This window comes from Streptomyces sp. SAS_281 (assembly GCF_052542855.1).
The window spans coordinates 78,479-90,183 of the sequence record NZ_JBMNDO010000016.1; the positions used below are offsets into that span (position 1 = coordinate 78,479).

General features: G+C 74.1%; 10 protein-coding genes. 3 read left to right on the top strand and 7 right to left on the bottom strand.

The window, feature by feature from the left end:
- Window positions 1-31: 31 nt before the first annotated feature.
- From ACN6LM_RS08945 to ACN6LM_RS08960, 4 genes are read right to left on the bottom strand one after another with little or no spacing between them, the layout of a single operon-like run.
- Window positions 32-817, bottom strand: a complete 786-nt coding sequence (locus tag ACN6LM_RS08945; protein WP_445064754.1) for an alpha/beta fold hydrolase — start codon at window positions 815-817, stop codon at window positions 32-34.
- Window positions 814-1,653: an aspartate dehydrogenase domain-containing protein gene (locus tag ACN6LM_RS08950; protein ID WP_445064755.1), complete on the bottom strand. Its 840-nt coding sequence runs from the start codon at window positions 1,651-1,653 to the stop codon at window positions 814-816. Before ACN6LM_RS08950 ends, ACN6LM_RS08945 begins: the two co-directional genes overlap by 4 nt.
- Entirely contained in the window at window positions 1,650-2,597 is a 948-nt protein-coding gene (locus ACN6LM_RS08955) for a VOC family protein (RefSeq protein WP_445064756.1), read from the bottom strand. The genes ACN6LM_RS08950 and ACN6LM_RS08955 overlap by 4 nt, the downstream gene beginning before the upstream one ends.
- Window positions 2,598-2,635: 38 nt before the next feature.
- Window positions 2,636-4,120, bottom strand: a complete 1,485-nt coding sequence (locus ACN6LM_RS08960; protein ID WP_445064757.1) for an aldehyde dehydrogenase — start codon at window positions 4,118-4,120, stop codon at window positions 2,636-2,638.
- 343 nt (window positions 4,121-4,463) lie between these two features.
- Between ACN6LM_RS08960 and ACN6LM_RS08965 the strand changes: the two genes are divergently transcribed.
- The gene (locus ACN6LM_RS08965; protein WP_445064758.1) at window positions 4,464-5,891 is read left to right on the top strand and encodes an MFS transporter; all 1,428 of its coding nucleotides are present in this window, start codon (window positions 4,464-4,466) and stop codon (window positions 5,889-5,891) included.
- A 33-nt stretch (window positions 5,892-5,924) separates the two neighbouring features.
- On the opposite strand, the gene ACN6LM_RS08970 is transcribed toward ACN6LM_RS08965, so the two are convergent.
- The gene (locus tag ACN6LM_RS08970) at window positions 5,925-6,263 is read right to left on the bottom strand and encodes a chorismate mutase (protein ID WP_164400314.1); all 339 of its coding nucleotides are present in this window, start codon (window positions 6,261-6,263) and stop codon (window positions 5,925-5,927) included.
- A gap of 19 nt (window positions 6,264-6,282) precedes the next feature.
- On the bottom strand, window positions 6,283-7,161 hold the full coding sequence (locus tag ACN6LM_RS08975; protein WP_445064759.1) for a helix-turn-helix domain-containing protein: 879 nt from the start codon (window positions 7,159-7,161) through the stop codon (window positions 6,283-6,285).
- A 137-nt stretch (window positions 7,162-7,298) separates the two neighbouring features.
- Between ACN6LM_RS08975 and ACN6LM_RS08980 the strand changes: the two genes are divergently transcribed.
- Together ACN6LM_RS08980 and ACN6LM_RS08985 are read left to right on the top strand one after the other, a co-directional pair.
- Complete coding sequence (locus ACN6LM_RS08980; RefSeq protein ID WP_445064760.1) at window positions 7,299-9,080, top strand: beta-galactosidase; 1,782 nt, start codon at window positions 7,299-7,301, stop codon at window positions 9,078-9,080.
- Window positions 9,081-9,151: 71 nt separating this feature from the next.
- Window positions 9,152-10,036, top strand: a complete 885-nt coding sequence (locus ACN6LM_RS08985) for a hypothetical protein (protein WP_445064761.1) — start codon at window positions 9,152-9,154, stop codon at window positions 10,034-10,036.
- 85 nt (window positions 10,037-10,121) lie between these two features.
- Here the strand turns inward: ACN6LM_RS08985 and ACN6LM_RS08990 are convergent, their stop codons facing one another.
- A complete protein-coding gene (locus tag ACN6LM_RS08990) occupies window positions 10,122-11,654 on the bottom strand; it encodes a DEAD/DEAH box helicase (RefSeq protein ID WP_445064765.1) in 1,533 nt (510 codons plus the stop codon).
- Window positions 11,655-11,705 lie beyond the last annotated feature (51 nt).

The window sequence follows — 11,705 nt, forward strand, 5'->3', positions numbered from 1 at the left end:
CTCGGTGGGTCGGGCGGGTGGGGGGTCGTCGTTACGCGGGAACGCGGGCGACGACGTGGAGGTGGGCGCGGACCCAGGCGTTGAACGCCTCGGGGCGTTCCTGGTTGGCGAGGTGTCCGGCGCCGGAGAGGGTGACGTAGACGGATTTCTCCAGGCCCCCGGCGATGGCCTGGGACTCGGCGGTGCCGGTGACCGTGTCCTGTTCGCCGCAGAGCACGAGGGCCGGTGCGGTGATCGCGGGCAGGTCGTCGGTGAGGTCGGTGCCGGCCATGGCTTCGGCGGCGTAGCCGTATCCGGGGCTGCGGACGGACGCGGCCATGGTGGCGACGACGCGGGCGACGAGGCCGGGGGGTGCGCCGTCCGAGACGAGGCGGGGTCCGCGGGCGGCGGCGAACGCCTCGGGCCCTTCGGCGGCGAGTTGTGCGGCCCGGGCGCGCATGCTCTTCGCCTTGTCCGGGTCGGTGCCGGAGCCCCGGCTGGAGTCGGCGACGATCAGGGAGGCGACGAGGTCCGGGTGGCGGGCGGCGAGGCGCAGGGCGATGACGCCGCCCCAGGAGACGCCGAGGACGTGGGCGGGTCCGCCGCGCTCGCGGATGAGGGCGGCGGCGGTGTCCGCGTAGCCGTCGAGGCCGGGGGCGTGGCCGGGGTCGGCGGAGTCCGCGTAGCCGGGGGCGTCCCAGGCGACGACCCGTACCTGGTCGGCGAGGCCGTCGAGCTGGGGGGCGAAGGCGGCGGAGGAGGAGCCGATGCCGTGCAGGCAGAGCAGGAGCGGGGCGTCGGGGTCACCGGCCTCGCGGGTGTGGATCGCGGCGGTCACAGGATCTGTCCCGCCCGTCCGACGACGGCGCCGAGGCTGCGGAGCACGGCGTGCGGGACGACCTGGCTGGTGGCGGGGTTGGCGGCGTCGGGGCGGTGGGCGACCTCGAAGCGGTAGCTGCCGTGCGGGCCCGCCGCCTCGATGACGTGCCGGGTGAGGGTGGCGTCCGGGTCGGCGACGACGACGACCTCGACGAGGTCCGGGTCGCCGGTGGCGAGGGCGACCGAGGCGGCGACGTTGGTCGACTTGGGGAACTTCACCGGGACGTCCCGGGCGGTGCCGCGCATGACCTCGACGGGTTCGGTGGTGGTGCGCAGCCGGGCCGTCAGCTCGTCGTCCATCCAGGGCTGGTGGAGGGTGGCGGGCAGCTTGGTGGTGGTGAGGGTGACGGAGGTGAGGGGGCCGAGTCCGCGCACGGCCTGGAGGAGGTCGAGGCCGCCGACGGCGCCGCCGGTGAAGTAGACGCGGCCGGGTCCGGCGGCGCGCAGGCGTGCGGTGAGCTCGGGGTCGACCAGGGCTCCGGTGGAGGCGATGAGCAGGTCGGCGCCGCTGCTGAGGACGCGCTCGGCCCATTCCCGTACGACGGCCTGGCCGGCGGCTTCGACCACGAGGTCGCAGACGGCGAGGGCGTCCTCGAAGGACAGCTGGGGTGCGGGGGCGTCCACGAGGGGCCGGTTGTCGATGACGCAGGTGAGTTCGGCGCCGGGGACGCGGCCCTCGGCGAGGGCGGTGCCGACGACGCGTCCGATGGCGCCCCAGCCGACGAGGGCGACGCGGCGCACGGCGGGGCCGGGGCGGGCGGGGGTGTCGGGGCGGGGGGTGAGGAGGGTGGTCACGCGGTCACCTCTTCCGGGGCGGTGGCGAGGGGGCCGGGGTCGGGGGTGCCGGCCATGTGGCGGCGGATCGCGGGTGCGGGGGGTCCGGCGGTGCCCCAGAGGTCGGAGAGGTCGGGGGTGCGGCGCCAGACCCTGGCGATCCAGGCGTCCTCCACGATCTGGGCGACCTCGGAGGTGTATTCGCAGACGAGTCCGGCCGGGTCGGTGAAGTAGGAGAAGGTGTTGTTGCCGGGGCCGTGCCGGCCGGGCCCCCACTGGGGGGTGATGCCGTGGTGTCGGAGCCGGCCGAGGCCGCGCATGAAGTGGTCGACGGACGGCATCTCGTAGGCGACGTGGTTGAGGGAGGCCCACTCGGCCTGGTTGAAGGCGATGCAGTGGTGGTCGGCGTTGCAGCGCAGGAAGGCCATCTGGTGCTCGGACCAGTCGGAGACGCGCAGTCCGAGCACGGAGGTGTAGAAGGCGACGGCGGCGTCGATGTCCGTGGTGTTGAGGACGGTGTGGGTGACGCCGACGGGGACCGCGCCGTCCCGGCCGCGCGGGGTGACGGCGTGGGTCTGGGCGCTGAGTTCGATGAGCCGGCCCTCGGGGTCGGTGAAGCGGAGTCCGTAGCCGCCGCCGACCTGGTCGAGGGGGCCGGGTCCGGCGGCGGGGACGATGCCCCTGGCGAGGAGGCGGCGGGCGGCCTCGTCGATCTCGGCGGGGGTGGCGACGGCGAAGCTGATGCGGCCGAGGCCGTTGCGCTCGGCGCGGGTGAGGTGCAGGACGTGGTGTTCCTCGCCGGTGCCGCGCAGCCAGGTGGCGTCGGTGTCGCGTTCGACGGTTTCCAGGCCCCAGACCTCGGCGTAGAAGTCGGCGGACTCGGTGAGGGCGGGCGTGTGGAGTTCGACGGAGCGCAGGGCGCGGAGCCGGGCTATCGGCCGGTCGTGGGGGTGGTCGTGGGGCATGGTGTCCTCCCGCTCGGGTGGGTGGGGCGCGTGCGGTGTCAGTGGGCGGCGGCCCAGGGCAGCGGGGTGGTGTCGGTGGCCCAGTAGAGGGACTTCTGCCGTTGGTAGCCGCGGATGAGGTCGCGGCCCTTCTCGGTGCCGATGCCGCTGTCCTTCAGCCCGCCGAACGGGGTGGAGATGCTGAACTGCTTGTAGGTGTTGATCCAGACGGTGCCGGCGTCGATGCGGCGGGCGAGCCGCCAGGCGCGGGCGTGGTCGCGGGTCCAGATGCCGCAGGCGAGTCCGTAGACGCTGTCGTTGGCCTGGGCGACGAGGTCGTCCTCGTCCTCGAAGGGCAGGGCGACCAGGACCGGTCCGAAGATCTCCTCCTGGCAGGCCCGGGCGGTGTTCGGCAGGCCGTCCAGGACGGTGGGCAGGTAGTAGGCGCCGTTCCGGTAGCGCTCGCCGTCGGGGGCCGCTCCCCCGCACCGGACGGTGGCGCCCTCCGCACGGGCCAGGTCGACGTAGGCGGCGACGCTGTCGCGGTGGCGGTGGTGGACCAGCGGGGCGACCTGGGTGTCCGGGTCGGTGCCGGGGCCGACGCGCAGCTTCTCGGTGCGGGCGACGAGTTCGCCGAGGAACTCCTCGTAGCGGGAGCGGTGGACGAAGAGGCGGGAGCCGGCGATGCAGCTCTGCCCGCTGGAGGAGAAGATCCCGTACATGACGCCGGCGAGGGCCTGTTCGAGGTCGGCGTCCTCCAGCACGATCGTCGGTGATTTGCCGCCGAGTTCGAGGGAGACCGGGATCAGCTTGTCGGCGGCCGCGTGGGCGAGGGTGCGCCCGGTCTCCGTACCCCCGGTGAAGGTGACCTTGCCGACGGCGGGGTGCCGGACGATCGCGTCGCCGATGACGCTGCCGCGGCCCGGCAGGACGGAGAGCAGGGCGGTCGGCAGGCCGGCCTCGGTGAGCGCCTGGTGGACGAGGCGGCCGAGCGCGAGGGCGACGAGGGGGGTCCACTCGGCGGGCTTGAGGAGCACGGCGTTTCCGGCGGCGAGGGCGGGGGCGAGCTTCTGGGCGTCGCTGGCGATCGGCGAGTTCCAGGGGGTGATCGCGCCGACGACGCCGATGGGTTCGTGGACGCTCATCGTGAGGTAGGGGCCGCGGGCCGGGGTGAGGGCGTCCTCGGCGGTCTCCAGGGCGGCGGCGGTGTAGCGGAAGGTGGCGGCGGCGCTGAGCACGAGGGCGCGGGTCTCGGTGCGGCACTTGCCGGTGTCGGCGGTCTGGAGGGCGGAGAGCCGGTCGGCGCTCTGCTCGACGAGGTCGGCGACGCGGTGCAGCAGCCGGGCGCGGAGGTGGGCGGGCCGTTCGCGCCAGGCGGGGTCCTGGGCGGCCCGGGTGGCCGCGGCGGCGGCCTCCTCGACGTCCTCCAGGGATGCGGCGTGCACGGTGGCGATGACCTGGCCGGTGGCCGGGTCGATGGTTTCGATGGGGGCGCCCCGGCCCTGGCGCCACTGTCCTGCGACCAACACCTCGTCGGCAAGCATCGGTTGGCCTCCTGCGGTCGTGATCGGTTCCCGGTCCGGCCGGAGCCGGTACCTCAGGGATAAAAAGCTAAGCACTTAAGTAATTGCCCGCAAGCCCCCGGGGCCAAAAAGCCCGGGCAAAAAGTCTTTTGCTCCCCGGCCCTTGACGGCCGCCACCCCCGGACCGATAGAACTTAAGCCCTAAGAAGCTAGGTGCTTACAGAGGTTCGTGGGCGACGTCACCGCCTCACGGGCACCGCGTACCGCTCCCCACCCGTACGCTCGGCTCACCGCAGCCTCTGCGAACACGTACACCTGGCTCCCCCAACCGCTCCGGGCCCCCGCGGAGCAGGAGGAACCCTGGATGAGCACCGACATCTCACCGGACGCCGCGCCGGGCCCCTCGCCCGCCGGTACCACCCGCACCGCCATCGCGGCCCGGTTCGAACGGCTGCCGCCCTCCCGCTGGCACGTCACCGTCCGCCTGATCGTGGGCGTGGTCACCTTCTTCGAGGCGTTCGACCAGCTGCTGATCGCCTACGCGCTGCCCGAACTGCGGGACGAGTGGCACCTGTCCACCGGCGACGCCACGGCCGTCCTGACCGTCGGCTCGGTGGGCATGCTCGTCGGCGCCCTGCTCTCGGGTCGGCTGGCCGACCGCTACGGCCGGGTGCGGGTCATCGCGTACTGCATCGCCCTGTCGGGCCTCGTGAGCCTGGCCCTCACCGCCTGCACCTCGCTCACCCCGTTCCTGGCGCTCCGCTTCGTGCAGGGGCTCGCGATCGGCGGCGAGGTGCCGGTGGCGGCGGCCTTCATCAGCGAGATCACGCGCAGCTTCAAGCGGGGCCGCTTCGTCCTGCTGTACGAGCTGGTCTTCCCGGCGGGCCTCACCGTCGGCGCGCTGGTCGCGGCCTGGGTCGTCCCGGCCGCGGGCTGGCGCACGATGTTCGCGGTCGCCGCGGTCCCCGGCCTGCTGGCCTTCCTCGTGCAGCGCCGCGTCCCGGAATCCCCGCGCTGGCTCGCGGACCGGGGGCGGCTCGCGGAGGCGGAAGCGGTGATGGCCGGGATCGAGGCGAAGGTGGTGGCCGCGACGGGCCGGCCGCTCCCGGCCCCGGACGCCCCGCACGCCCAGGAGAAGGCCCCCACCGCGGCCACCGCGGCGGAACGGGCGGCGACCGGCCTGCGCGGCCTGTTCACGGGCCGCTACCGGCGCCGCACCCTGGTCGTCGGCGCGATCTGGTTCACCGGCTACTTCGTGAACTACGGCGTGACGTCCTGGCTGCCGAGCATCTACAAGGACGAGTACGGCCTCGGCCTCTCCGACGCCCTCCTCTACTCCACGATGACCTCGGTCGCCGGCCTGCTCGGCTGCCTGATCGTGGCGCTCACGGTGGACGTCCTGGGCCGCCGCAAGGTCTTCGCGATCTGCCTCGGCGCCTCGGCCGCCCTCCTGCTCACCCTGGCCGCGCTCGGCGCCGGCTCCCCCGTCCAGGTCCTGATCTGGACCTCGCTCTCGGCGGTCGGCTTCTTCGGCTCCAACATCTGCCTGTACCTGTACACCCCCGAGCTGTACCCGACCCGGATGCGGGCGCTCGGGTGCAGCGTCGGCGGCGCGGTCAACCGCCTGGGCGTGATCCTCGGCCCGATCCTGGTCGGGGTCGTCTACGCGGCGAACGACAGCGTCGTCGCGGTCTTCGTGATGCTCGCCGCGGTGGCGGTGCTCGGCGCGGTGGTCGCCGGCACCTTGGCGGAGGAGACGGCGAACCGTCCCCTGGAGGAGATCTCGCCCTGAGGCGGGAGCCGGACGCGGAGGCGGCCGGGACGGCTACCGTCCCCCGGTCGCCTCCGTGCCGTTCGCGGACTCCTCGGCGATGCGTTCGTGGTGGCGGATGACCTCCGCGACGATGAAGTTGAGCAGCTTCTCGGCGAACGCCGGGTCGAGGTGGGCGCTCTCCGCGAGCTCGCGGAGGCGGGCGATCTGGCGGGCCTCGCGCGCCGGGTCGGCCGGCGGGAGCTGGTGGGCGGCCTTGAGGTGGCCGACCTGCTGGGTGCATTTGAAGCGTTCGGCCAGCATGTGGACGACGGCGGCGTCGATGTTGTCGATGCTCTGGCGCAGCCGGTCGAGTTCGACGCGTACGGAGGCGTCGATGTCGTTCGTGGTCATGGGCAGCGAGCTTACGGGGCTACGAGGTGATCGTCGGCGGGTGTTCGGGGTCCGGGACGCGGTCGCTCCAGCCGCCCGGGACCGTGCGCCCCTGCTGTTCGCGGAAGCGCACCGGGGCGATGCCGACGCGTCGCGCGAACAGGCGGGAGAAGTAGGCCGGGTCGTCGTAGCCGACGCGGCGCGCGACGGCCGCCACCGGCAGGTCGCTCGTGGCGAGGAGCTCCTTCGCGCGCCCGAGCCTGATGGTGAGGAGGTAGTCCTTCGGGCTGCTTCCCGCGCCCCGGCGCACCGCCGTCCGCAGTTCGGCGGGGGTCATCCCGTGCCGGGCGGCGTGCTCCGCGACCGACAGCGGCTGGAAGGCGTCCCGGGCGAGCGCCTGGAGGACCGGGTCGCCGTCCGGGCCGACGTCGGCGCGGGCCCGGCGCAGGGCGACGAGGAGTTCGTGCACGGCGGCCCCGGTCTCGACCTCCAGGAGCGGGTTGCCGCGCCGGGCGGCCCGGACCATCCGGCCGACCGCGGCGCGCGGGGCGGCGGTGTCGGAGAGGGGGACCAGGGGGCGGTCGGGTTCGATGTAGCCGAGCTCGGTGTACGTGGCGGTGGCGGGCCCGGTGAAGTCCACGAAGCTCTCGTCCCAGCCGGTCGCGGGGTCGGCGCCGTAGTGGTGCGGGGTGCCCGGGGTCAGCCAGATGAGGCTGGGCGCGGTGACCGGCACCCGCCGCCCGTCCGGCCCGGCGAACCAGCCGCTGCCCGAGTGGACGACGACGGCCACGTGGTGGTCCAGGGTGCGCGGGCCGACGGTCGGCAGGGTGCCGTGCTGGAGTCCGACGCCGAGGCAGACCAGGCCGAGGCGGTGGTGCAGCGGACTGGGCGTGAAGAAGCGCATCCAGGTGTGGTACATCGGCCTCTTCCTCCCCGGTCCGGGCCCTCTGGTCGGGCGACACGCGTCCAAACAGCCAAGATCTTTGTCCATGGACCGGCCGCGCACCAGGGGTGAGGCTGGACCGAGACATTCCGCGCATCAGGAGAACGGGCACCATGGCTGACTTCACCGTCGGGGACGACGGCTTCCGGATCGACGGGAAGCCCGTACGGCTGCTGTCCGGGGCCCTGCACTACTTCCGGGTGCACGAGGGCCAGTGGGACCACCGGCTCGCGATGCTGCGGGCGATGGGCCTGAACTGTGTGGAGACGTACGTCCCGTGGAACCTCCACGAGCCCCTGCCCGGCCGTTTCCGGGACACCGGGGCGCTGGGCCGCTTCCTGGACGCGGCGCACCGGGCCGGCCTGTGGGCGATCGTGCGCCCGGGCCCGTACATCTGCGCGGAGTGGGAGAACGGCGGGCTTCCCGCCTGGGTGACCGGCCGGTTCGGGCGGCGGGTGCGGACCCGTGACGAGGGGTACCTCGACGCGGTCCGGGCCTGGTTCGCCGAGCTGCTGCCGCAGGTCGCGGAGCGGCAGATCGACCGGGGCGGCCCGGTGATCATGGTGCAGGCCGAGAACGAGTACGGGAGTTACGGCACCGACGCGGACTACCTGCGCCACGTGGCCGGCCTGCTGCGCGCGTACGGGGTGGACGTGCCGCTGTTCACCTCGGACGGGCCGGAGGACCACATGCTCACCGGCGGCTCGGTGCCCGGCCTGCTCGCCACCGCGAACTTCGGCTCGGGCGCCCGCGAGGCGTTCCAGGTGCTCCGCCGCCACCAGGCGTCGGGTCCGCTGATGTGCATGGAGTTCTGGTGCGGCTGGTTCGAGCACTGGGGCGCGCCGCCGGTGGTACGGGAACCGGCGCAGGCGGCCGGTGCGCTGGCGGAGATCCTGGAGTGCGGGGCGTCGGTGAACGTCTACATGGCGCACGGCGGTACGAACTTCGCCGGCTGGGCGGGCGCGAACCGTTCCGGCCCGCTCCAGGACGAGGAGCTGCTGCCGACGGTGACGTCGTACGACTACGACGCGCCGGTGGACGAGTACGGCCGGGCCACGGAGAAGTTCCGGCTGTTCCGGAACGTCCTCGCCGGGTACGCGGACGGACCGCTGCCCCCGCTGCCGCCCGAGCCCGTCGGGCTCGCCGCCCCGGTGCGGGCGGAGCTGACCGAGTGGGCGCCGCTGGACATGGTGCTGGAGGCGCTGGGCGACGAGGAGGCGGCGGAGTCCGGGGTGCCGCCGACGTTCGAGGAGCTGGGGGTGGACCGCGGTCTGGTGCGCTACCGGGTCGCCGTTCCGGGTCCGCGCCGCCCGTACACGCTGGCTGTAGCGGGGCTGCGGGACCGCGCGGTGGTGTACGTGGACGGGGTGCGCCGGGGCGTCCTGAGCGAGGGGGCCTCCGCGCTGGAGGAGCCGGTGGCCGGGCCCGCCGAGGTGGAGCTGTGGGTGGAGTCGCTGGGCCGGGTCAATTACGGGCCGCGCCTGGGCGAGCCGAAGGGCATCACCGGGGGCGTGCTCCACGAGCGCCAGTATCTGCACGGGGTGCGGGCGCGGGCGCTGCGGCTGGACGCGTTCGAGGAGCCGGGCGCGGTGGCGGGTGTGCCGTTCGCGCCGGCCGGCGGGGAGGGCGGGACGGGCCTGTACCGGGGCACGTTCGAGCTGGCGGCCGGCGCGGACCACGCGGGGCTCGAACTCCCGGGCTGGACGCGGGGGTTCGTCTGGGTGAACGACTTCTGTCTGGGCCGGTACTGGTCGGCGGGCCCGCAGCACACGCTGTACGTGCCGGGTCCGGTGCTGCGGGAGGGGGTCAACGAGGTGTGGGTGCTGGAGACGGAGGGCGCGGGCGCGCGGTACGTCCGGCTGGGCCCGGGGCTGCCGGTGCGGACGGGCGGCTGACAACCTCGAGGCGCCTTTCCCGGTCTACATTGGTGAGGAGTCGGCCCGGAGCGGCGAGCGGGGGTGCGGAGATGCCGGACAGCCCCCGCCGCAGCCCGGTCGAGCACGGGTTCCCGCATCTGGACACGGTCCGCTCGGCGATCACCGCGCTGTACCGGAGGCTGTCGGCCGACGGCGTCCAGCGGTTCGCGCCGAGCCTCGCCCCGGCCGACGCCGCGTTCGCCGACGCCGACGATCTGCACCTGGGCGCGCAGCGGGTGGCCCGGGCGATGGTGCACCACTACCGGCTGCCGGACGCCCGGGTGATCGTGGCGTTCCGGTCCATGGAGCACGCGGGGAGCGTCGAACTCGCGTCGGAGCCGGAGTACTTCGTGGAGCTGAACGACCGCTTCCGCACCCATCGCCGGGACATCGGCGCGGCCCTGTCGCACGAGGTCGCCCATGTGCTGCTGCACCGGCTGGGCCTGGAGTTCCCCGGCACGCGCGACAACGAGATCCTCACGGATACGGCGGCGGCGTACCTCGGGGCCGGGTGGCTGCTGCTGGACGCGTTCCGCGAGGACGCGACGTCCAGCCAGAAGCTGGGGTACCTGACGCCGGAGGAGTTCGGGTACGTGCTGGCCAAGCGGGCGCTGGTGTTCGGCGAGGACCCCTCGCCGTGGTTCACCAGTCCGCAGGCGTACACCGCGTACACGGAGGGCCGGGCGCGGGCGCTGCGGGATGCGGGGCAGCCGCCGCTGACGGCCGCGGGGTGGGCGGGGCGACGGCGTTACGCGCGTGACCGGCGGTCGGTGTCCGGGGTGCCCGGGGGGTCGTACGCCTTCGAGGTGGCGGCCGACGGGTTGCGGGTGGCGTTCCCGTGCCCGGTCTGCCATCAGCGGAACCGGGTTCCGGTGCGGGGGCGGGTGCGGGTGCGGTGTGCGCTGTGTCGCGCGGTGCTGGACTGCACGACGTGACCGGTCACCGTCCCGGGGGGGCTGCCCCCGGACCCCGCTCCTCGATCGCCGGAGGGGCTTGAATCGGCCCCTCCGGCGAAGGGTGCTACGCGGCGCGGCGGGTGCGCTGTGCGCTTCCGCGAGAAGCGCCGGTGCGCGGGGAGGAGCCCCGGGGCGCACCGGTCCCCCGGCCCCGGCCGCGGCTGCCCGAGCGGGTGCCCGTGCCCGCCGGCCGCGTGCGCGGCTTCGGCTGGGCCGGCTGCGGGACCTCTATGACCACCGCGACTCCGGACGGTTCGCGGGCGCCCGTGATGCGGGTCAGCTCCTCGTCGCTGGAGCGGATGCGGGTGGTGCGCGGATCGATGCCCGCGTCGCGCATCAGGCGGGTCATGTCCCGCTTCTCGTCGGGCAGCACCAGGGTGACGACGCTGCCGGACTCCCCGGCGCGGGCGGTGCGGCCGCCCCGGTGGAGGTAGTCCTTGTGGTCGGTGGGCGGGTCCACGTTGACGACCAGGTCGAGGTCGTCCACGTGGATGCCCCGGGCCGCCACGTTCGTCGCGACGAGGGCGGTGACCTGGCCGTTCTTGAACTGGTCCAGGGTCCGGTTGCGCTGCGGCTGCGAGCGCCCGCCGTGCAGCGCGGCCGCGCGTACACCGCTGGCGAGCAGCCGCTTGGCGAAGCGGTCCGCGGCGCGCTTGGTGTCCACGAACATGATCACGCGACCCTCGCGGGCGGCGATCCGCGTCGCGACGGCCTTCTTGTCGGTCTCGTCCAGGACGTGGAGCACGTGGTGCTCCATGGTGGTGACCGCACCGGCGGACGGGTCGACCGAGTGCACGACGGGGTCGGTGAGGAACATCTTGACCAGGCGGTCGATGTTCTTGTCCAGGGTCGCCGAGAACAGCATCCGCTGGCCGTCCGCCTCGACCTGCCTGAGCAGGGCGGTGACCTGGGGCATGAAGCCCATGTCGGCCATCTGGTCGGCCTCGTCCAGGACCGTGATCGCGACCTGGTCCAGGCGGCAGTCGCCGCGCTCGATGAGGTCCTTGAGCCGGCCCGGGGTCGCGACGAGCACCTCGGCGCCGCGCCGCAGCGTGGCCGACTGCCGGGTGATCGACATGCCGCCGACGACGGTGGCCAGGCGCAGGTTGACCGAGGTGGCGTACGGGGTCAGGGCGTCGGTGACCTGCTGGGCGAGCTCGCGGGTCGGGACGAGGACGAGGGCGAGGGGTGCCTTCGGTTCGGCGCGGCGGCCGGCGGTGCGGGCCAGGAGCGCGAGGCCGAAGGCGAGGGTCTTGCCGGAGCCGGTGCGGCCCCGGCCGAGGATGTCGCGGCCGGCCAGCGAGTTGGGCAGCGTGGCGCCCTGGATCGGGAACGGCTCGGTCACGCCCTGCGCGGCAAGGGTCTTCAGCAGGGCTGCGGGCATGTCCAGCTCGGCGAACGCCTCGACGGCGGGCAGTGCGGGGGTGATGGTCTCGGGCAGCGCGAATTCGCCCTGCGGCGGCGTGGCCCTGCGACGGGGCGACGCCTTTCCGGTTCCCTTGCCGGAACCCTGTGCGGTTGCCTGTGCCCGGTCCGTGCCGCGCGCCCTGGACGGGCGGTTGCGAGCGGGACGGTCCTGGCGTTCGGAGCGGGTCATATCGGGATTGTCCTCCTGGGACAGCACGAGCCGGGGCCCGCACCAGATCGG